The following is a 21,966-nucleotide window of genomic DNA, read 5'->3' on the forward strand; positions in this document are numbered from 1 at the left end:
GCAAGACCGCCTTGCGCGTCGCCTTTGATCGAATCGAATGCCAGCCGATACCACCGAGGCACGAGGCTGGCCGCCCTGATAACCCGCTCGGGTAAAAGCAGCGTTGCCGAATGCGCAATGAAGCCTTGCAGAGGGCAGCGATTCTCCCCGCATGCCCGGGTTCGTACAGTGGCACCCATCAACTGACCCCGGTCGTCAAAGCAGCATCCCGCGGCCACTGACAAAAATTTTCGTTTAGAACCCGCCCCGATTCGGCCGGCAACGGCTTGCTATCGCCTGGCGAAAGTATGAGGAATGCCCGATGAAACATACACAGACGGTTCCCTTGATCGTCTCCGCCCTGGCGCTGTCGATCGTGTTGGCTGGCTGCAAGCAAGAGGCGCCCGTGCAAGTCGCCAAACCGCCCCAGGTTGGAGTCGTCACGCTGCAATCACAGACTTACACCGTGCAAAGCGAACTGCCGGGGCGTACCGCACCCTTTCGCGTTGCTGAAGTGCGGCCACAAGTGGACGGAATCATTCAGCAGCGCTTGTTCGACGAAGGAAGCGAGGTCAAACCCGGCCAACCGCTGTACCGCATTGATCCATCGCCGTACGAAGCAGACGTGGCTCGTGCCCGCGCCTCGTTTCAGCAAGCCCGTTCCCTCGCAGACCGCTATCGACAGCTGATCGGAGAAAGGGCCGTGAGCCGTCAAGAGTTCGAAGATGCGCAGGCGCGACAATTGACGGCGGAGGCTGATCTCAAGCGTGCCGAGATCAACCTGCGTTACACCCGTGTGCTCGCGCCGATTGCCGGCCGCATTGGCCGCTCCAGCGTGACCGAAGGGGCGTTGGTGAACAACGGCCAAACGGGAGCCATGGCGTCCATTCAGCAGCTCGACCCGATTTACGTCGATATCACCGAGTCCTCTGCGAACCTGCTCAAGCTGCGTGAAGACCTCAAGCAAGGCCGCCTTGAGAACGCGGGTGCGGACGCCGCCGTGGTGACTCTCGCGCTGGAGAACGGCAGCGCGTACGGACTGCCTGGGCGCCTGAAGTTTTCTGAGGTGTCAGTCGATCCCTCCACCGGTTCGGTGACCCTGCGTGCCGTGTTTCCCAACCCTGAACACCTGCTTCTACCGGGCATGTTTGTGCGGGCAAAACTCCAGAGCGGTGTGCGGCAGGCCGCCATTCTCGCTCCGCAACAAGGGGTGACTCGCGACCTGAAGGGCAATCCCAGCGCACTGGTGGTCAGCGCTGACGGAACCGTGGAACAGCGTCCCCTGACGGCCAATCGCACAGTGGGCAACCAATGGTTGGTAGAGCGTGGCCTCGAAGCGGGGGATCGCTTGATCACTGAAGGGCTGCAGTTCGTCAAGCCGGGCATGAAGGTCTCCGTGACCGCCGCTCAAAACGTGGCACCGGCGTTGGCCGGTGCCGTGGCTGGGGGTAACTGAGCATGTCCAGATTCTTTATCGATCGGCCCATTTTTGCCTGGGTACTCGCGTTGATCGTCATGCTGGTGGGCGGGCTGGCGATCCTCAAGCTACCCGTCAACCAATACCCTGACATCGCTCCGCCAGCGATCTCGATTCAGGTGACCTACCCAGGGGCATCGGCCCAGACTGTGCAAGACACCGTAGTTCAGGTCATCGAGCAACAGCTCAACGGCATCGACAACCTTCGCTACGTGAGTTCGGAAAGCAACTCTGATGGCACCATGGCGATCACGGTTACGTTCAACCAAGGGACGAACCCTGACATTGCCCAGGTTCAGGTTCAGAACAAGCTGAACCTGGCCACGCCCCTGTTGCCGCAAGAAGTGCAGCAGCAGGGCATTCGGGTGACCAAAGCGGTCAAGAATTTCCTGATCGTCATTGGCGTTGTCTCTGAAGACGGCAGCATGTCCCGCGAAGACTTGGCCAACTACGTGGTGTCCAATATGCAGGATCCGCTGGCACGTACTTCCGGTGTCGGTGACTTCCAGGTGTTCGGCGCGCAGTACGCCATGCGGATCTGGCTCGATCCTTCGAAGCTGGTCAGTTTCGGCCTGACGCCCGTCGATGTGAAAAGTGCGATTCAAGCCCAAAACGTGCAAGTGTCGTCCGGTCAGATCGGCGGCCTGCCAGCACTGCCGGGCCAACAGCTCAACGCCACCATCATTGGCAAGACCCGCTTGCAGTCGGCGGATGAGTTCAAGGACATCCAGCTCAAGGTCAACCCTGACGGCTCCGAAGTACGACTGGCCGATGTCGCCGAGGTAGCGCTGGGTGGCGAAACCTACAGCGTCAACGCCCAGTTCAACGGGATGCCGGCGTCCGGCATCGCCATCAAGCTCGCTCCCGGGGCTAACGCGCTGGATACCACCAGGGCGATCCACGACACCCTCAACCAACTGCAACCGTTTTTCCCTCGCGGTATGACAGTGGTTTACCCCTACGACACCACGCCCGTCGTGCGCGACTCGATCCATGGCGTGTTCCATACCTTGGGCGAGGCGATCGTGTTGGTGTTCCTGGTGATGCTGCTGTTCCTGCAGAACATCCGCGCGACCATCATCACCACGCTGACCGTGCCTGTGGTGCTACTGGGTACTTTCGGCATCCTCGCGGTCGCCGGTTTCACCATCAATACGTTGTCGATGTTCGGCATGGTGTTGGCCATCGGCCTGCTGGTGGATGACGCTATCGTCGTGGTCGAGAACGTGGAGCGCGTTATGCGAGAGGAGCATTTGTCGGCGAAAGAAGCCACGATTCGCTCCATGAAACAAATCCAGGGCGCGCTCGTCGGCATCGCCATGGTGTTATCGGCGGTGCTGTTGCCGATGGCGTTCTTCGACGGTTCAACCGGTGTCATCTACCGCCAGTTTTCCCTCACCATTGTCTCGGCAATGGCCCTGTCGGTGCTTACCGCGCTGGTGTTCACGCCTGCCTTGTGTGCCACGATGCTCAAGCCGCATGACCCCTCACATGGGCTCGCACGGCTCGGCTTCTTCCGTGCATTCAATCGTGGATTTGATCGCGGCGTGCAACGCTACGAGCGTGGCGTCGCCGGGATGCTGCGGCACAAAGCGCCGGCATTTCTGGCTTACCTGCTGATCGTTGCTGGCATGGTCCTGCTGTTCAACCGCATCCCCACCGCGTTTCTGCCCGATGAAGACCAGAGCGTGATCTTTACCCAAGTGCAGACCCCCGCTGGGTCCAGTGCCGAGCGCACGCAGAAAGTGCTCGACAGCGTGCGTCAATACTTGCTCGCCACGCATGAGGAGGGCGGTGAGGCCAACGCGGTGGATGCAGTGTTTACCGTCAATGGATTCAACTTCGCGGGACGCGGGCAAAGCTCGGGCATGGCCTTTGTACTGCTCAAACCGTGGGGGCAGCGCGGTCCTGAGGATGCGGCGCTCGCGTTGGCAGCGCGCGCTCAAGCGAAATACAGAGGCATGCGCGATGCGATGGTATTTGCCGTGGTACCGCCTGCCGTGCGGGAGTTGGGCAATGCTTCGGGCTTCGATTTATTCCTGCAGGACCAAGCGGGTGTCGGCCACGAGGTGCTGGTGCAGGCGCGTAATCAGTTCTTGCACCTGGCCTCTGAAAGCAAAGTGCTGACGGCGGTGCGGCTCAACGGCCTGAACGATGAGCCGCAGTATCGGTTGAATATCGATGACCGGCGGGCGAGGGCGCAGGGGGTTTCACAAACAGACATCAACACCACGTTGTCCGTGGCCTTCGGCGGTAACTACGTCAATGATTTCATCGACCGTGGCCGAGTCAAAAAGGTGTTTGTGCAGGGCCAGGCCAGTGCTCGCATGTCGCCTGAAGATCTGGACAAATGGTACATACGCAACGCCGCCGGGAAAATGGTGCCGTTCTCCGCTTTCGCCTCCGGCGAGTGGGTCTTCGGTGCTCCCAAGCTGGCGCGTTACAACGGCGTGTCGGCGGAAGAAATATTGGGTAGCCCGGCACCGGGTTACAGCACGGGTGATGCGATGGCTGAAGCTCAGGCCATCGCTGCTCAGTTGCCGCCTGGGGTCGCGTTGGCGTGGACGGGTTTGTCGTATGAAGAAAAGCTGTCCGGTTCACAAGCGCCCGTCATGTACGCGCTCTCGCTGCTGGTGGTGTTCCTCTGTCTCGCGGCCCTTTACGAAAGCTGGTCTATCCCGTTGGCCGTGATGCTGGTGGTGCCGCTGGGTGTTGTCGGTGCATTGCTGGCCACTACCTTGCGCGGTCTGTCCAATGACGTGTTCTTCCAGGTGGGCCTGCTGACGACAGTAGGGCTGGCGGCGAAGAACGCCATCCTCATTGTGGAGTTCGCCAAGGAACTGCATGAGCAGGGCATGAGCTACACGCAAGCGGCGATTGAAGCGGCACGCCTGCGTTTGCGCCCGATTGTCATGACATCCCTGGCGTTCATCCTTGGGGTCGTGCCGTTGGCCATCTCTACAGGCGCAGGCTCTGGCAGTCAGCACGCCATTGGCACAGGCGTGATCGGCGGCATGCTGACCGCGACAATCCTGGCCATCTTCTGGGTGCCGCTCTTTTATGTGTCGGTGTCGTCACTCTTCGCCCGTCGATCGTCTGTCGTACCGGCCGCGGCCGCTCATGAGGAGGTTATGTCGTGATCAAGCCTTTCAGTGTTCTAGTCCTCAGTTTGCTGCTGTTCAGTGGTTGCTCTCTGATTCCGGCGTATCAGCAGCCACAGGCACCTGTGCCGGCCGTTTACCCTTTGGCGCCCTTGACGCGTGATGAGAGTGCGGCAGCGCTCGATTGGCGCGAATTCTTTCCCGATCCGGCGTTGCATCGCCTGATCGAGACGGCACTGGCCAACAATCGGGATATCAGGATCGCCACATTGAACGTCGAGGCCTACCAGGCGCGCTATCGCATTCGCCGTGCGGATCTGTTGCCTGAGGTCTCGGCAGCAGGAAGCAGTAGCCGTCAGCGCGTCCCGGCAGATCTGGCATCTGATGATAAAGCCACAATCGAGAGTCAGTACTCTGTCGGGCTGAACGTAAGCTATGAACTGGACCTATTCGGCCGTGTTCGTAGTCTCGATCAAGAGGCATTGCAGCGTTATCTGGCCAGCGAACAGGCTCAGCGCTCAGTCCACATCGGGCTGGTTGCGAGCGTTGCGAGCGCCTGGCTCACCCTGCAGGCCGATCAGGCGCTAGAGCGACTGACCAGCGATACACTCGACACTTATGAAAACAGCTACCGAATGACGCGCCGCAGCGCTGAAGTGGGCACGGCGTCGGACTTGGCGCTAAGCCAGTCCCAAACCCTGGTACAAGGCGCTCGCGGTTCGATGGCCCGGTATCGTCGGCAGGTGGCTGAAGACCGTAACCTGTTGGCGTTGTTGATCGGGGACGAACTCCCGGTAGATTTGGTCGCCGGCGATTGGGAGCGGCAATCCTTCCCTGAGGTCCCCGTAGGATTGCCATCGGATTTGCTCAGTCGTCGACCCGACATACTGGAAGCCGAATTTCTGCTGAAGGCTGCCAATGCGGATATTGGCGCAGCCCGAGCTGCGTTCTTCCCCCGAATCAGCCTGACGGCGGGCGCCGGCTCCTCCAGCGAGGCGTTGTCCGGGCTGTTCAACGGAGGATCGGGAACCTGGAGCTTTTTTCCACAAATCAGTCTGCCGATCTTCAATGCTGGCAGCTTGCAGGCCAACCTGGATGTCTCTCAAGTCGAGAAAGACATACAAGTGGCGCGTTATGAAAAGGCCATCCAGTCAGCCTTCAGAGAAGTCAGTGATGGGCTGGCCGCAACCGAGACTTTTGGTCAGCAGATTGAGGCTCTACAAGGGTTGGTCAGCGCGAGTGCCCAGTACTATCGGCTCGCGCAAAGTCGCTACCTGACAGGCATCGACAGCTCTTTGACTCTTCTGGACGCGCAACGGACGCTGTTCGCTGCACAGCAAGCGTTGATCAGTGATCAGTTGGCGGAACGAGCGGCAACCATTGATTTGTATAAAGCGCTGGGAGGAGGGTGGCAGGGCTAACATGACGACCACAGATCCTCCTTTTGGCCATGAAATGGGTTCCCCTACTTTTCCCCCACAAAAACGTCGGCTCTTGATGGACGTTACTGGACTCTCGTAGAGCAGAAAACCGCTGGAGCTCAAGTAAATACTGGCTTGGAAAAATTCCGAGTAAAATTTCGCCGAGCGCATGAAGTTCTCTGCGGCGCTGTGGTTCATGGCGCTGTGGTTCACCCTGGTTTATGCGCCCGTCGCCCACATGGTCTGGGGTGGTTCGGGCGCTTTGATGCATAACTGGGGTGTCCTCGATTTTGCCGGCGGCACGGCGGTGCATATCAATGCTGGTGTTGCCGCGCTGGCCGCGTGCCTGATTCTCGGCAAGCGCAAGGGTTACCAGAATACGCCAATGCCCGCCCACAACTTGAGCTTGACCATGGCCGGCGCGGCGATGCTTTGGGTTGGCTGGTTCGGCTTCAACATCGGTTCCGGCGGGGGCCTGAATGGCACTTCCGGCATTGTCATGCTCAACACCCAGCTGGGTGCTTGCGCGGGGATTCTCGGTTGGATGTTCACCGAGTGGTTCAAGGTCGGCAAACCGAGTGCTTTGGGACTGGCCAGCGGTGCTTTGGCCGGTTTGGTCGGCATTACGCCTGCGTGTGCGTATGTAGGCGTCGGCGGCGCGTTGGCCATCGGCCTGTTGTGCGGGGTGTTCTGCTATTTGAGCGTTACGGTGCTGAAACGCCGCTTCGGTTATGACGACAGCCTCGACGTGTTTGGCTTGCACGGTATCGGCGGAATGATTGGCGCGGTGTTGACTGGCGTGTTCTGCGTGCCGTCCCTGGGTGGACTGGTGGAAGGCGTGACCATGGGCGCCCAGGTCGTGGGGCAGATCAAAGGCGTGTTGTTGACGACTGTGTACTGCTTCGCCGTCAGCTGGATCATTCTCAAGGTGATCAACGCGGTGATCGGCTTGCGTGCCGACGAATCGGTGGAGGAGATGGGCCTGGATTTGGCCGAGCACAACGAGAGTGCCTATAACCACTGATCTTGATCGTAGTCTCGCTTGAACCACTGAAAACCCGGTTGGCATTGCTGACCGGGTTTTTTTGCGATGATCGTTCCCACGCTCTGCGTGGGAATGCCGCCGGGGACGCTCAGCGTCCCGCTATAGACGTTGGACTTGAGTCTTGCGCATTGGTGACGCGGAGCATGGGAACGATCAGCTAACAAGCCAGATTCCGCCCAGCAGCACGCTGCAATTGACTGGCGATCAGGGTGTTCTTCAGCAGATACGCAATGGTCATCGGCCCGACCCCACCGGGTACCGGCGTGATCGCGCTGGCAACGGTGCGCGCACTGGCGTAATCGACATCACCGACCAGACGATTTCCCGACGCGTCGCTAATGCGATTGATACCGACATCGATGACCACGGCTCCGGGTTTGAGCCAGCTGGCGTCGATCAACTCAGGTCGACCCACGGCCGCGACCACGATGTCCGCCAACCTGCACAACGCCGGTGCATCGACGCTTCGCGAGTGCACCACGCTGACCGAACAGTTGGCCTGCAACAACAGGGTCGCCATGGGTTTGCCGACAATGTTCGAACGACCGATGACCACCGCGTGCAAACCACTCAAATCACCGCAGGCTTCATGCAGCAGACGCATGCAGCCGCTGGGCGTGCAGGGTGTCAGGACTTCGATGCCTTGCACCAGGCCGCCGACGTTTTCCCGATGAAATCCGTCCACGTCTTTGATCGGGTCGATGGCGTGAATCACTGCCGCCTCGTCGATATGTCCTGGCAGGGGTAACTGCACCAGGATGCCATTCACCGTGGCGTCGGCATTCAGTTGGGCAATCAGTTCCAGTACTTGCGCCTGGCTGGCGTCGTCTGGCAGACGGTATTCAAGGGAGCGAATTCCCACTTCCTTGGCCCGCAGCAATTTGTTGTGCACATAGACCTGGCTGGCGGGGTCTTCACCGACGAGCAGTACGGCCAGGGCCGGGTAAATCTGCTGTCCGGCCAGGACCAGAACTTCTTCTCGAACTTCGTCGAGAACCTGGGCAGAGATGGCTTTGCCGTCGATAACACGGGCAAGTGCAGGGGTGGTGCTGATCAAAAGAGTCACCGTCATTTTGATTGATAGGGGGCGAAGTGATCATCGAGGCGTCGTTGCGCCCCGATGATCCATCAGAGACCTGCAGGCAAGGACGCTCAGGCTACCAGTTGATGGCAACCGTACACCACCAGTACACCGGCGATCAGCGTGGCATAAGGTAGCCAGCCGGCGCGTTTTTGTCCGGCATCGGTCTGAATGTACAGGTCGCTGAGCATCGCTTCCGGGAAGCGCCCCTTGTCCTGCACATAGTGCCGGAAGCAGAACACCGGGAGGATCAACAATGCCAGCAACAGGCCGGTCACCAGGGTGCCGGCGCCCCAGATATCGGATCCAGCCGGCAACTACGTTCGCTGGGCATTGATAAAGTCTACAAATGCCCTTAGAGGCGAGGGCAGATAGCGTCTGCCAGGGTAATAGAGAAACGGGCCGGTAAAATCCTGCCACCAGGGTTCCAGCACCGGTTCAAGTGCGCCGCTATCCAGATAGGGCTGGAGCCAGCCCTCAAACAGCTGGACAATCCCCAGCCCGTCAATCGCAGCCTGAACAGCCAGGTCCACGGTGCCACCCAAGCTGACAATCAACGGCCCGGTCGGGTCCACGTTAATGATTTCGCCATGACGTTCGTACTCCCAGAGCGGCATTGCGCCACTGGGAAATCTGCCCCGCAGGCAGGCATGCTTCAACAGATCCCGAGGGTGTTTTGGCCGACCTCTGGCATCAAGGTAAGCCGGCGATGCCGCCGTGGCAAAGCGCTGAAATCGTGGGCCGATGGGGACAGCAATCATGTCCTGCTCGAGGCGTTCATCGTATCGGATGCCCGCGTCACAACCCGCGGCAAGCATGTCGACAAAACTCTCCTCGATCATGACCTCCAGGCGAATGTCGGGATAGGTCTGCAGGAAGGGGGTAATGATCGACGGAAGCACTAATCTTGCGGCGCTTGCCGGCACGTTCAACTTAAGTGTGCCGGAGGGGCGCCCGCGGAAGTCGTTGACGACATCAAGAGCAGATTCGACTTCCCCCAATGCGGGCACGATGCGCTCCATCAATCTCGCGCCCGCCTCAGTCGGTCTGACGCTGCGGGTAGTTCGATTGAGCAACCGTACGCCTAGCCGCGCTTCCAGGCGGCGCACGGCATCGCTCAGACTTGAGGCGGATCTGCCACTCGTCCTGGCGCCTTCGCGAAACCCTCCGGCATTCACTACGGCAACAAAGGCGAGCAAGTCTTGAATGTTGGTTTGCATTGTTCTCTCAGCCGTACAACCCGTGCCGATTGCACCCTATTACCTGTGAAGTGGTCAATGCCTATAGTTCGCCACACATACTCTGATAGAGGTAGGCAACATGAGCAAAGTGGCCAAGGCAGGTTCGTTCTTATTGGGCGACCGGTCGGTAAATCGTATGGGCTATGGTGCGATGCAATTGGCGGGACCTCATGTTTTTGGCCCTCCCAAAGACTCGAAAGCGGCCATTGCCGTGCTGCGTGAAGCGCTGGAGGCGGGTGTAAACCACATTGATACTGCCGATTTTTACGGCCCTCACGTGACCAACCAACTGATCCGTGAAGCTTTACACCCTTATGCCGAAAACCTGGTGATCGTGACCAAGGTCGGCGCACTCCGCGGCGCCGATGGCTCTTGGAATCCGGCGCAGAGCCCCGCCGAATTGACCCAGGCCGTGCATGACAACCTGCGCAATCTTGGTGTCGACGTACTGGATGTGGTGAACCTTCGGGCTATGGGCAACCAGCAGTCGCCCGTAGAAGGGTCTATCGAGGAGGCCTTTACCACACTTGCGGAATTACAACGCCAGGGCCTCATTCGCCACTTGGGCGTCAGCAATGTCACGCCATCGCAGGTCAGGCAAGCGCAGGGGATCGCGGACATCGTCTGCGTGCAGAACCACTACAATCTGACTCACCGTGAAGACGAGACGCTTATTTCCGAGTTGGATCAGCAGGGCATTGCTTATGTGCCGTTCTTTCCTCTGGGTGGTTTCACACCGCTACAGTCGCAAGTCCTCTCGAACGTAGCGACACGCATGGACGTTTCACCTCTGTGCTTGGCGCTGGCGTGGCTGCTGCAACGTGCACCCAATATCCTGTTGATACCGGGCACGTCTTCGGTGGCCCACCTGCGGGAAAACCTCACCGCGAGCGAGTTGGTCATTGCGCCGCAGATGCTGGCCGAGTTGGAGGTGCTGGGATAAAGGAACGGCGAGTTCAGCGTGTTTGTCAGAGTTCCGCCAGGGTCGGATAGTCCGTATAACCGCGCTCTTCACCTTGGTAGAACGTCGTTGGGTCGGCTTCGTTCAGGGCCTTGCCGTGTTTGAATCGCTCGACCAAATCCGGGTTGGCCAGGAACGCGGTGCCAAACGACACGAGATCCGCATCGCCTGAGCTGAGCGCCATTTCAGCACGCTCAGCGTCATAGCCCCCATTGGCGATATAGGTGCCGCCGAAACAACGCTTCAGTTCCCTGAAATCGAATGACCCTGCACCGAGTTCCACCACATGAAGGTAGGCCAACCCATAGCGACTGAGCATCTTCGCTGCGTAGTTGAAAGTCGCTTGGGGATTGCTGTCGCTCATGGAGAAATAATTGAAGATCGGCGACAGGCGAACTCCTACGCGGCTGGCCCCGAAGACCTCGATGACCGACTCGACCACCTCCTTGAGAAACCGGGCGCGATGTTCTACAGCGCCGCCATAGGCATCGGTTCGGGTATTGGTGCCATCGCGCAGGAACTGGTCGATCAGATAACCGTTTGCTCCGTGGATCTCAACTCCGTCGAATCCTGCACGTTTCGCGTTTTCAGCAGCCAGGCGAAAATCAGCGACCACATCGGGAATCTCACCGAGATCCAGAGCCCGTGGGATTTCGTAAGACTTCAGTCCCTCAGACGTGTAAATCTCGCCATCAGCCTTGATCGCTGAAGGTGCTACTGGCTGGGCGCTGTTGATCTGCACCAATGGATGTGAGAGCCGTCCGACATGCCAGAGTTGCAGGAATATCCGTCCACCTTCTGCATGAACAGCGTCGGTGACTTGTCTCCAGCCCGCGATTTGTTCGGAGGTGAAAATGCCCGGCGTTCTCATATAGCCTTTGCCTTGTGCCGAGACCTGAGAACCCTCGGTGACGATGAGGCCGGCACCGGCACGTTGCCGGTAATACTCAACCACGGTGGGCGTCGGAGCATCACCTTCACCGGCGCGGCTTCGCGTCAAAGGCGCCATGACCATGTGGTTGTTCAGAGGGAGGGAGCCGATTTGTGCAGGGGACAAAAGCAGGTCGAGATTGCTCGTGGTCATGATGTTTCTCAGTAGGTTTTGGATTGCATGAGTCGTGATCGTCGTAACGATCTTTGCGAAGTGTTGAGGGAGCCCTAGTCAAGTCGTCCTTGCTGTCGCAGGCGCGCGCCAATCCGCTGTATTTCAGTTTCGCCCTGCGCCAGAGCCACCTTGCTTGTGTGCACCGAGTAGTGACCCATTACCAGATCGTGCGGATGCTTCACCGCTGAGCCCAGCACGAACGAGCATTCGCCTTGTGCCACGAAGTCGATGGGTTGCTCGGACTCCTCGAACACGGCGAGTTCGCCGGCATTGATCAGGCTCCCTGTGTCCAGCCGTCCTGCATTAACCGCGAGCCAGGCCACGGTGTGTCCGGCCGGTGGGGTATACCGCCAGCGTTCGCCGTCTTTCAAATTCACGGCGAGATAGTTCATGTCACTCGGCGTTTCAATCAGGCTCTGCGCATGACCGTAGCGGCCCAGGAGCACGCGTGCCGGGCCTGCTTGCGGAACTTGGGAGGGCGCAAGATAGACACTCAGCGCGGGGGCGTTTTCCAACGACGGCGGTAGTGCCACCCAGAGCTGGAATCCCTGCATCGAGGACTCGTTGGCTAGCGTAGCGTCGTGCCAAACCCCGTTGCCGGCGCGCATCCACTCAACACCACCGGCAAGCAACACACCTGTCGCGCCAGTGCTGTCTTCATAGGCGACCTCACCTTTGGTCATGAAGGTAACCGTCGCAATCCCTGAGTGTGGGTGCATGCCGAAACTGGACTTACCGCGACTGGCGTTCAAACTGAAAATATCAAGAAAAATGAAAGGCTTTAAAAGCTCGCCCAGATCGCCCGGGCTCATGAGCCGCGTTATAGGGCCATGGGTGCTGCCTTTGGTGCGATGGACAATGGCGCGTTGCAGAACAGCGACGGTGGCGGTCATATGTTTTCTCCCGTGATTTTGAGCGCCTGAGCCCACCAGACAATGCAATCGAGCAGCGCTTTGGCAGGGCCAGATGCGGGTCATCGGTCCAGCAGACTGGGGGCTGACTTCAGCGATGCCTGAAGGATATGCGTCTTCTAATTGCTTTATTAGATGGCATAATTGGAGTGAACTAATCCATTTAACGAAGTAGTGGCGCTAACATGCTTGACCTGAATGACGTCGCCTTGTTTGTACACGTTGTGCGCAACGGCAGCTTTGCCGAAGCGGCGCGCCAGCTTGGAATGCCGTCCAACACGTTGAGCAGGCGCGTTCAACAACTCGAGGCTCAGCTCGGCACACGGCTGCTGCAGCGTTCCACGCGCAAGCTCACCCTTACCCATTCAGGTCAGGTTTTTCATGACCGGTGCTCGGGCGCGGTAGAAGGCCTGATCGATGCCGGGCAGCAATTAATGACCGGCAACCAGGAGCCGAGTGGCATCGTGCGTATTGCGGCGATGGCTGATTTCTTCGACTTCTTCCCTATGGAATGGGTGGCCGATTTTCTAGCCTTGCATCCACGGGTTCAGCTTGACTTCGTGCTCAGTGATGCACACGCCGATTTGATTGCTGACCGGATCGACATCGCGTTTCGAGGGGGCACTTTGCGCGATTCTGGATACGTCGGTCGCCAACTCATTGGAGCAGGCAATGAAGGTTTGGTCGCCAGCCCCAAGTACCTCAGCAACCGAGGTGTGCCCGCTACGTTAGAGGATCTGGTCAATCACGACTGTGTGAGTTTCGGTCATCCTAGCGGCGTCACCACGTGGCGTCTTAAAGGGCCAAACGGTGTTGAGCAAGACGTGCAGATTTCCAGCCGTTTCAATGGCAACACGGCTCAGGCATTGCGTAAGGCCACGGTGGCTGGCTTGGGCATTGCGTTGCTGCCGTCCGCGATAGTTAATGCCGATCTTCAGGCTGGCCGCCTTGTGCCTGTGCTACCGCAATACCATCGCACTGGATACGGCCTGCATGTGCTTTATCCGAGTCGGCAACATTTGCCGTTGGCGGTATCAGCCTTTATAGAACTGGTGATGGAGAAGCTAAAAGCGCAAGCATTCCCGGCAAGGATTTTACCTGAGCAGTAGGGCGCCGATCTGATTCTGCAGGACGCCTGATTTCCTTGCCATTCAACGCAACCCGACGCACTTGAGTTTGCGCGCCGGGTGCAACTGATCTGTCCTTTCCCGAAAGCCTGCCTGCGGCCAGAAAATCAGCCAAACGCAGGCAATCTGATACGGTTTTTTATATTGGATCTGAGCCTTTTTTTCGCTGGTCGGTGCTCTATACAGTGCGCGACCGACGCACTAGTGGACAGTGATCGGCCTCCCACTATTCCAGGCTCTCTGAAGACCGGACGACCTTGAGAGTCTTCAGGAACCACCATGAATACTCGTCACACGGGCTTTCACAGCAAGACGCTCCCCGAGTCTCAACGTGACATTCTCGGTATGATCGCGACCGATCATCATCTAGGCGAAATACTCAGCGCCATCTGCCTGATGCTTGATGATCAAACCCCGGAAACCTTCTGCTCGATCCTGCTCACTGATGCCGAGGGCAAACGCTTGCTGAGCGGCGCGGCGCCCAGTCTGCCGGTCGAATACAGCGAGGCGATTCATGGAATGGTCATTGGTCCACACGAAGGAACCTGTGGCACCGCGGCGTTCCGGCGCGAGCTGGTGGTCACCGAAGACATCGCCCGGGACCCCAACTGGGAGCGTTTTCGCGATCTGGCGCTGGGGCATAACCTGCGTTCCTGCTGGTCGTTGCCTTTGCTCTCCCATCAAGGAAGCGTGTTGGGTACATTTGCCCTGTACCAGAGCCGCGCGCATGTGCCGGACGAGACGCAGATTCAACGGCTGGCCTGCGCAGCCCAGCTGGCAGTCATTGCGATCCGCCATGAGCGTGACGGCCAACGTCTGGAGAAAAGCGAACAACAATTTCGTTCATTGTTCACTTACAACCCCAACCCGGTGTTCGCCCTCGATCTGGCGGGCAACATCCAGAGTGTGAATCCGGCAGGCCTGAAGCTAAAACCTCATACCGCTGCCGATTTCATTGGTCATCACTTTTCTCATCTGGTGCTCGAAGAGGACCTGCAACGGGTCAGTCAGCATTTTTCCGCAGCCCGCGCCGGGGCGCCTCAGCGCTTCGAGGCACGGGTTTTCGACGAGAGTGAAAAACTGTTGACCATGGACATCTCCAACCTGCCGATCATGGTCAACGGAGAGATCGTCGGGGTATTTGGCATTGCCCGGGACATCAGCGAGCAGAAGCATTACGAGCGCCAATTGAGCTTCAACGCCAGCCATGATCGTCTGACTGGTTTGCTTAACCGTGTCTCTCTTGAAGACCGGCTTATGCTGGATTGTCACATCACTCGTCGGCGAAAGCGTCGCCTGGCGGTGATTTGCATTGATCTGGATGGATTCAAATCCATCAACGATTCGATCGGACACTACTTCGGCGATCAGGTGCTGATTGAAGTCGCGCAACGTATGACCCAGCAGGTTCGTCCCGGCGATACCATCGTGCGCATGGGCGGTGACGAATTTATCGTTCTGCTGCCGGACCTGCTTCGTGATGAGGACGTTGTTCCGGTGGCCGAGCGCTTGATGGCCAGCATTGCCAAACCCTACTGCATCCAGGGCATTGACCTGCACGTGAGTGCAAGTATCGGCATCACCCTGAGCGATGGTGACATTGAGCAACCGATGCAGCTGATCCAGCAGGCTGACATGGCCATGTACAAAGCAAAGCAGCAAGGGCGCAACAACTTTCAGTGGTACACCAGCGATCTCAATCAGCGTGTTTGCGAGCACGCGAGCCTGCGCAATGATCTGCAGAAGGCCATCGAAACCCAGTCGCTCAAGTTGCATTATCAACCGCAGATAGATGCGCGAACGTTAGGGGTGGTCGGGATCGAAGCGTTGCTGCGCTGGGAGCATCCGGAAAAAGGATTTATCTCGCCAGCGGTGTTTGTACCGGTGGCAGAGGACAGTGGTCAGATCATTCCGTTGAGCCTTTGGGTACTCGATACGGCCTGCGCGCAGCTGCGTCAGCTAGGTGATCAAGGCATCACCGGCATCTCGATGGCCGTGAATATTTCGCCGATGCATTTTCAGCGTGGTAATTTCGTCCAGTGCGTCCAGGCCGCCCTGGAGAAACATGGTCTGCGTGGTGAGCAGTTAGAGCTGGAAATCACCGAGTCGCTGATGTTGAACAACGCTGAACAGGCGATTGAAACCTTGCACCGGCTCAAGGCGTTGGGGGTGCGCATTGCGCTTGATGATTTCGGCACCGGTTTTTCCAGCCTCAGCTACCTCAAGCGTTTGCCCATCGACAAGATCAAGATTGACCGCTCGTTCATCCAGGAAATCGTCGCTGGCAATCACGATGCTGCGATCACTCAAGGCATTATTTCAATGGCCCATCACCTCAGCCTGACGGTGGTCGCCGAAGGCGTGGAAACGGCATCCCAGGTGAATTTCCTGAAGGGCAGTCACTGCGATATTTTTCAGGGGTATTACTTTGCCAAACCGATGCCCCATGCAGAAATCGAAGTATTCCTGAGCCAACCCGCATCCCATCACTGACCGGCAGTTCTGCCGGGGCCCAGACCTGAAAAATCAGACGCAAAGGCAAATTTTCAGACTCCCGCGCAGAACTCCATCTCCCCAGGCAAGGCGCTCCCCGCGCCTTTCTCACACACTCGGCTCTAACGCTATCGCGCCGCAACACAACAAGAGCCGCGAAAAAATGACTAGTTTAGAACCTGCTACCGAAAGCCAGGCCGGCCATATCGGCGCCCGTCAGACCCGTGTCGAGGACGCCGCATTGTTGCGTGGCCTCGGCTGCTACGCCGATGACGCTGCGATCCCTCCGGGCACGCTGCATGCGGCGATCATCCGTTCACCCCACGCTCATGCGCGGATCACCTCGGTGGACTTCTCCAAAGCGCTGCTGATGAAGGGCGTGCACGGCGTGCTGGTCGGCGAAGACGTCAAACGCTGGGCGCTGCCTTTCCCGGTAGGTGTACGTCAGCCGATGGAGCACTGGTGCGTCGCCGTCGACAAGGTGCGTTATGTCGGAGAGCCGGTGGCCGTGGTGATCGCCGAGAGCCGCTATCTGGCCGAGGACGCCATCGAAGGTGTGCGCGTTGAATACGAGCGGCTGTCGCCGATCATCGATCCTGAACTGGCGACCGCCGAAGAGGCGCCGATCCTGCACGAAGCAGTCGGTAGCAACGTGGTCAACGAACGGCACTTTCGTTATGGCGAGCCGGAGCAGGCGTTCGAGCAGGCGCCGCACAAGGTGTCGCTCAAAGTGAAGTTCCCGCGCAGTTCCTGCACACCCATCGAATGCTATGTGGTGCTGGCTCAGTACGAGCGCGCGACCGGCATTTATGACGTGCTGGCTAACTTCCAGGGACCCTACGCGTTGCACACGGTCATGGCCCGGGCACTGAATGTGCCCGGCAACCGCTTGCGTTTGCGTACACCGAAAGATTCCGGCGGCAGCTTTGGCATCAAGCAAGGCGTGTTCCCTTACGTGGTGATGATGGGCCTGGCGTCACGCAAAGTCGGCGCGCCGGTGAAGTGGGTCGAGGACCGTCTGGAACATCTTCAAGGGGCTTCTTCTGCGACCAATCGGGTGACCGAGATTGAAGCGGCGGTAGAAGCCGATGGCCGTATCACCGCGTTGCGTTATGACCAGATCGACGATTGTGGTGCCTACCTGAGAGCGCCGGAACCGGCGACGTTCTACCGCATGCACGGCAACCTGACGGGGGCCTACGCGATCCGCAATTTGCAAGTGCGCAACCGTGTGGTGCTGACCAACAAAACCCCTTCCGGCCTGAACCGTGGTTTTGGTGGCCCGCAGGTGTATTTCGCCCTTGAACGGCTGCTGCAACACATCGCCGTGCAGTTGAAGCTCGATCCGTTGGAGGTGATCCGCCGCAACCTGGTGCCGGCCGATGCCTTCCCTTATCGCGCGGCCGCCGGTGCGTTGCTCGACTCCGGCAATTACCAGGCAGGCATTGCCCTGGCAGTCGCTGATGGCGGTCTCGATGAGTTGCTCAAGCGTCGTGATCAGGCGCGTGCCGAAGGCCGAATCTATGGCATCGGTTATGCCGCCGTCATCGAACCCTCGATTTCCAACATGGGTTACATCACCACCGCGATGACACCCGAAGAGCGGCGCAAGGCCGGTCCGAAAAACGGTGCTGTCGCAACCGCAACCATCAACGTCGGCCCGTTGGGGGACGTCAGTGTGCATGTGTCCTCGGCACCGCAAGGGCAGGGCCATCAAACCACCGTCGCTCAGGTCGTCGCCGAAGTGCTTGGGGTTGCGCTGGAGTCCATCGTGGTCAACGTCGAACTGGATACCCAGAAGGACGCTTGGTCGATTGCCTCGGGCAACTATTCCAGCCGTTTCGCCGGTGCTGTGGCCGGTGCCGTCTACAAGGCCGCGCTGAAGATCCGCGATCGCCTCGCCGCGATTGCCGCCGAGCAGTTGCAGGCCAGTCCCGAAGATATTCGTTTCGCGGGCGGCAAGATTTTTGTCGTCAATGGCGGGGCGGTAGCGCCATTCCATCGGATTGCCGGTGCAACCCACTGGTCGCCGGGTCTGCTGCCGGAAGGTGAAAGCGGCGGCCTGCGCGAAACCGCTTTCTGGAGTCCGCCGCAACTGGTGGCACCGGACGATCAGGATCAGGTCAATAGCTCGCTGTGCTACGGCTTTGTCTTCGACATCTGTGGTCTGGAAATCGACCGCATGACCGGCGAGATCCACATCGATCGTTATGTCACCTGCCATGACGCCGGTCGCCTGCTCAACCCGGCGCTGGTCGATGGCCAGATTCGGGGAGGCTTCACCCAAGGCCTCGGCGCGGCGCTGATGGAAGAATTCGCCTATGGCGAGGATGGCAGCTTCCTCTCCGGGACCTTCGCCGACTATCTGGTGCCGACCGCACCGGAAGTGATCGAGCCGGTGATCCTGCACATGGAAACGCCATCGCCATTCACCCCACTGGGCGCCAAGGGTGTGGGCGAGGGCAACAACATGAGCACGCCGGTGTGCATCGCCAACGCGGTGGCCGACGCCCTCGGTCGCTCGGACATCCGTTTGCCACTGACGCCATCGAAAGTACGCACGCTGATCGGCATCGACGAGCCGCCACGGCCCGCCGGTATGGAGCCCGATGAAAGCCTGGACGCGGCAGCCGCCGGTGGACCGGCACTGCGGGCCAACGACTCGGTGGTGATTCCGGCTTCGCCGCAACAGGTTTTCGATACCTTGCTCGACCCGCAGACGCTGGCGGCGATCATTCCCGGTTGCCACGACCTCGTGCTTGAAGGCGAAAACCGTTACCGCGCAGACGTCACCGTTGGCGTCGGCATGATCCGTGCGCGCTTCGAGGCCAAGGTTGCCCTGAGTGATCTCGACCCGCCGCATTCGTTGCGTCTGTCCGGATCCGGCAGCAGCTCCATGGGCTCGGCCCAGGGCCAGGCCAAGGTGCGTTTCGTCGAACTGGAAAATGGCCACACACGCCTGGAATACCAATATCAGGTGGCGGTCAGCGGCAAAGTTGCCGCGGTCGGCGGCCGAATGTTGCAAGGGGCCTCGAAAGTGATCATCGGACAAATCTTTACTCGGCTGTCGCAACGGGTCAGTGGCCAGGCCATCTCCACCGGCTGGTGGGCACGCCTGCGTGCCTCGCTTGGCGCGCTGTTTGGCAAGGGAGGTGCGCAATGAAACCGGCCGCTTTCGATTACGTTCGGGCTGACACCCGTCGTCAGGTGGTTGAGCTGCTCGCCGAGTACGGCCAAGAGGCTCGCATCATTGCCGGTGGCCAATCGCTGATGGCGGTGCTGAACATGCGCCTGGCCCAACCCAAGTTGCTGATCGATATCAATCATGTGGCTGACCTGGCCTATATCGAACTGCGCAAGGATTGCCTGGCAGTCGGTGCCGGGGTACGGCAGGCGCAGTTGCTGGAGCGTTCAACCCTGATGGACGAGGTGCCTTTATTGGCCCTCGCGATGCCCTGGATCGGTCACTTCCAGACGCGTAATCGCGGCACAGTCTGCGGTTCGGTGGCTCATGCCGACCCGAGCGCCGAGTTGCCGCTGTGCCTGGTGACGCTCGGCGGCGAGATCGTTCTCGAGTCGAAAAAGGGCAAGCGCATCGTCAAGGCTGTCGACTTCTTCCAAGGCATCCTCACCACCGACAAGCGTGCGGATGAACTGGTCGTCGAGGTGCGTTTTCCGCTCAAGCGCGAAGGCATCACTTATCGCTTTCGCGAAATCGCCATGCGCCACGGCGACTTTGCAATTGTCTCCCTGGCCGCAGCCATCGGCGCGGATCAGGTCGAACTCGGCATCGGCGGGGTCGCCGACCGTCCGCAACGTCGCAGCCTGCCACGTGGTGCGGCGCTGCCAGACGCGCTCAATCAAACCGCCTGGTCGCTCGATGCACAAGACGACGTGCATGCCAGTGCTGCCTATCGCCGCCAACTGATTCGCGAGCTGGGTCATCAGCTGATCGAAGGAGTCTGAACATGCGTGTAACTGCCGACCAAACCTTTCCGATTCGCCTGGAACTCAATGGCCGCTCCCGCGAGGCGCTGGCTGAACCGCGGACCCAACTCTGCGACTTCCTGCGTCACGACCTTGGTGCCACCGGAGTCCATGTCGGATGCGAACACGGTGTCTGCGGCGCCTGCACGGTGCTGGTGGACGGGGTCGCCATGCGTTCTTGCCTGATGCTCGCGGTACAGGGGCACGAGCGGCGTATCGAGACCGTCGAGTCCCTGGCCGACGACGACACCCTGAGCGACCTGCAACAAGCCTTTCGCCGTCATCACGCCTTGCAGTGCGGCTTTTGCACTGCGGGCATTCTCATGTCCTGCGTGGATTTCCTGGAACGGGTACCCAACCCGGACGAGACCCAGGTACGCGACATGCTTTCGGGGCATCTATGTCGCTGCACGGGCTACACCGGCATCGTCCAGGCCGTGCTCGAAGTCGCTGCCCAGCGCCAAACGAACAAAGGGGTATAACAAAAATGTTCGATCTCGGACGCAGCTTCCTCGCAGCCGTTGAACGCCGACCGCACGCCGTGGCGGTCAGTGACGGTGCGTTGAAGAAAACCTATGAAGAATGGTTCGTCGATATCCAGAGCGCCGCTTGGGGTTTGCAATGCCTCGGGCTGCAACGCGGTGACCGACTGCTGGTAGCCATGCAAAACCGCTGGCAGATGGCGACCCTGCATTGGGCCTGTCAATTTGCGGGCGTCATCATGACTCCGTTGAACTGGCGTTCGACTGCCGATGAGCTGGGTTACTGCATCGAAGATGCGCAAATCCGTGCAGTGGCTTACGACGACGCTACCGTAACCGCAGTGGCCGGTTGCAGCGCTGCCGCAAGGCTGCCACGGATCGCCGCCGGTCTGCGTGCCGCCAACACTGACCTGAGTTTCGAGGAACTGTGTTCGCAGACCCCCTCCGGCATCATTTTGCAGGCCGACGCCGAAGACTTTTCACTGCTGCTGTACACCTCAGGAACCACCAGCAAGCCCAAGGGCGTGCCCCGTCGGCACCGTAGCGAACGCGCCGCGGCGGTTGCCCACGTAGCGCAAAACCTTTATCGCCAGGGCGAGTGCACGCTGGGTGTCATGCCGCTTTACCACACCATGGGCGTGCGATCGTTGCTGTCCATGGCGTTGATCGACGGGCATTTCGTCTGTGTACCGAAGTTCGACGTGGAAGCCACGCTGCAGGCCATCGAGCGGGAAAAGGTCAGCAACCTGTACCTTGTGCCGACGCTCTACCACATGCTCATCGAACACCCGGCCTTTGCCCGCGAGCGAGTCGCCAGTGTGGAGAAAATCGGCTTTGCCGGTGCGCCGATGAGCGACGGTTTGATGCGTCGCGTCGAACAGGCGTTTCAGCCGCAATTGTTCGTCAATCATTACGGCAGCTCGGAGATTTACACCTTCACCATCGACCAGCAAGCCAGCCGCAAACCCGGTTCGTCAGGGCGCAGCGCAATGAACCAGCGCGTGCGCGTGGTGCCGATCGATGCTGAATCGGCGGACGTGCAGGTCAACCCGTTGGAGGAGGGCCAGATCATCGCCGACCTGGCGAGTGACGAGGCGTTCGAAGGCTACCTGAACCGTCCCGAAGCGACCGCCAAGGCGTTGCGTGACGGATGGTATTTCACCGGTGACATCGGCTACTTCGATCTGGAGGGAGATCTGTTCGTCACGGGGCGTGTCGATGACTTGATCATCACCGGCGGCGAAAACGTCAGCCCGGCGGAAATCGAAAACATGCTCTCTCTGCACCCGGCAGTGGAAGAAGTGGTGGTGGTCGGTCTGCCGGACGAGCAGTGGGGCAAGATCATTGCCGCATTTATCAAGCTGCGCGCCGACGTCTCGGAAGGCGACCTCGATGCCCATTGCATCGCTTCGGGACTGGCCAAATTCAAGCGGCCACGGCGTTACCAGTTCGTCGATCAGATTCCCAAATCTCCAGTGGGCAAGGTGCTGCGGCGCGTGCTGCTGGCCCAATTTCAGGAACAGGCCTTGAAGGCCATCAGCTAATCATCCAGAGG

The 21,966-nt window shown here is 59.4% G+C and carries 15 protein-coding genes and 1 pseudogene; 11 read left to right on the forward strand and 5 right to left on the reverse strand.

Annotation, left to right across the window (positions count from 1 at the left end):
- The first annotated feature begins 301 nt into the window (after positions 1 to 301).
- From ACM6I0_RS22575 to ACM6I0_RS22590, 4 genes and pseudogenes are all read left to right on the forward strand, one after another.
- The gene (locus ACM6I0_RS22575) at positions 302 to 1,435 is read left to right on the forward strand and encodes an efflux RND transporter periplasmic adaptor subunit (RefSeq protein ID WP_285433052.1); all 1,134 of its coding nucleotides are present in this window, start codon (positions 302 to 304) and stop codon (positions 1,433 to 1,435) included.
- Positions 1,436 to 1,437: 2 nt separating this feature from the next.
- Positions 1,438 to 4,596: an efflux RND transporter permease subunit gene (locus tag ACM6I0_RS22580; protein ID WP_414923320.1), complete on the forward strand. Its 3,159-nt coding sequence runs from the start codon at positions 1,438 to 1,440 to the stop codon at positions 4,594 to 4,596.
- Complete coding sequence (locus ACM6I0_RS22585; protein ID WP_414923321.1) at positions 4,593 to 5,978, forward strand: efflux transporter outer membrane subunit; 1,386 nt, start codon at positions 4,593 to 4,595, stop codon at positions 5,976 to 5,978. Before ACM6I0_RS22580 ends, ACM6I0_RS22585 begins: the two co-directional genes overlap by 4 nt.
- Positions 5,979 to 6,135: 157 nt before the next feature.
- Positions 6,136 to 7,002: pseudogene (locus tag ACM6I0_RS22590) on the forward strand (ammonium transporter); the annotation flags it as partial.
- Positions 7,003 to 7,180: 178 nt separating this feature from the next.
- Here the strand turns inward: ACM6I0_RS22590 and ACM6I0_RS22595 are convergent.
- The 3 genes from ACM6I0_RS22595 to ACM6I0_RS22605 all read right to left on the reverse strand — a co-directional run bounded on the left by ACM6I0_RS22595 (position 7,181) and on the right by ACM6I0_RS22605 (position 9,324).
- The gene (locus ACM6I0_RS22595) at positions 7,181 to 8,080 is read right to left on the reverse strand and encodes a bifunctional 5,10-methylenetetrahydrofolate dehydrogenase/5,10-methenyltetrahydrofolate cyclohydrolase (RefSeq protein WP_285433049.1); all 900 of its coding nucleotides are present in this window, start codon (positions 8,078 to 8,080) and stop codon (positions 7,181 to 7,183) included.
- Positions 8,081 to 8,175: 95 nt separating this feature from the next.
- Positions 8,176 to 8,421 carry a hypothetical protein gene (locus ACM6I0_RS22600; protein WP_285433048.1) on the reverse strand — a complete coding sequence of 82 codons (246 nt, stop codon included), beginning with the start codon at positions 8,419 to 8,421 and terminating at the stop codon, positions 8,176 to 8,178.
- The gene (locus tag ACM6I0_RS22605) at positions 8,422 to 9,324 is read right to left on the reverse strand and encodes a LysR family transcriptional regulator (RefSeq protein WP_285433047.1); all 903 of its coding nucleotides are present in this window, start codon (positions 9,322 to 9,324) and stop codon (positions 8,422 to 8,424) included. It lies immediately after the preceding gene.
- Positions 9,325 to 9,424: 100 nt separating this feature from the next.
- Between ACM6I0_RS22605 and ACM6I0_RS22610 the strand changes: the two genes are divergently transcribed.
- On the forward strand, positions 9,425 to 10,288 hold the full coding sequence (locus ACM6I0_RS22610) for an aldo/keto reductase family oxidoreductase (protein WP_285433046.1): 864 nt from the start codon (positions 9,425 to 9,427) through the stop codon (positions 10,286 to 10,288).
- A 25-nt stretch (positions 10,289 to 10,313) separates the two neighbouring features.
- Here ACM6I0_RS22610 and ACM6I0_RS22615 read toward each other — a convergent pair whose 3' ends face one another.
- Both ACM6I0_RS22615 and ACM6I0_RS22620 read right to left on the reverse strand, forming a co-directional pair.
- Positions 10,314 to 11,390 (reverse strand): alkene reductase, encoded by a 1,077-nt coding sequence (locus tag ACM6I0_RS22615; protein WP_285433045.1) that lies wholly within the window; start codon positions 11,388 to 11,390, stop codon positions 10,314 to 10,316.
- 74 nt (positions 11,391 to 11,464) lie between these two features.
- Positions 11,465 to 12,304: a pirin family protein gene (locus ACM6I0_RS22620; RefSeq protein WP_285433044.1), complete on the reverse strand. Its 840-nt coding sequence runs from the start codon at positions 12,302 to 12,304 to the stop codon at positions 11,465 to 11,467.
- Positions 12,305 to 12,507: 203 nt separating this feature from the next.
- Here ACM6I0_RS22620 and ACM6I0_RS22625 point away from each other — a divergent pair, with 203 nt between their 5' ends.
- The 6 genes from ACM6I0_RS22625 (at position 12,508) to ACM6I0_RS22650 (ending at position 21,955) form a co-directional block, all read left to right on the forward strand.
- On the forward strand, positions 12,508 to 13,431 hold the full coding sequence (locus tag ACM6I0_RS22625; RefSeq protein ID WP_414923322.1) for a LysR family transcriptional regulator: 924 nt from the start codon (positions 12,508 to 12,510) through the stop codon (positions 13,429 to 13,431).
- Between the two features lie 297 nt (positions 13,432 to 13,728).
- Positions 13,729 to 15,942 (forward strand): putative bifunctional diguanylate cyclase/phosphodiesterase, encoded by a 2,214-nt coding sequence (locus tag ACM6I0_RS22630; RefSeq protein ID WP_414923323.1) that lies wholly within the window; start codon positions 13,729 to 13,731, stop codon positions 15,940 to 15,942.
- A gap of 163 nt (positions 15,943 to 16,105) precedes the next feature.
- Positions 16,106 to 19,105 (forward strand): xanthine dehydrogenase family protein molybdopterin-binding subunit, encoded by a 3,000-nt coding sequence (locus ACM6I0_RS22635; RefSeq protein WP_222585804.1) that lies wholly within the window; start codon positions 16,106 to 16,108, stop codon positions 19,103 to 19,105.
- Positions 19,102 to 19,908: an FAD binding domain-containing protein gene (locus ACM6I0_RS22640; RefSeq protein ID WP_285433019.1), complete on the forward strand. Its 807-nt coding sequence runs from the start codon at positions 19,102 to 19,104 to the stop codon at positions 19,906 to 19,908. The genes ACM6I0_RS22635 and ACM6I0_RS22640 overlap by 4 nt, the downstream gene beginning before the upstream one ends.
- Before the next feature lie 2 nt (positions 19,909 to 19,910).
- Positions 19,911 to 20,411, forward strand: coding sequence for a (2Fe-2S)-binding protein (locus ACM6I0_RS22645; RefSeq protein WP_008060977.1), 501 nt, complete (start codon positions 19,911 to 19,913; stop codon positions 20,409 to 20,411).
- 5 nt (positions 20,412 to 20,416) lie between these two features.
- The gene (locus ACM6I0_RS22650) at positions 20,417 to 21,955 is read left to right on the forward strand and encodes an AMP-binding protein (RefSeq protein ID WP_285433018.1); all 1,539 of its coding nucleotides are present in this window, start codon (positions 20,417 to 20,419) and stop codon (positions 21,953 to 21,955) included.
- The last annotated feature ends 11 nt before the right edge of the window (positions 21,956 to 21,966 follow it).

Origin of the sequence: Pseudomonas sp. IT-P294 (assembly GCF_949767865.1) — a bacterium.
In the GTDB taxonomy this organism is placed as follows: domain Bacteria; phylum Pseudomonadota; class Gammaproteobacteria; order Pseudomonadales; family Pseudomonadaceae; genus Aquipseudomonas.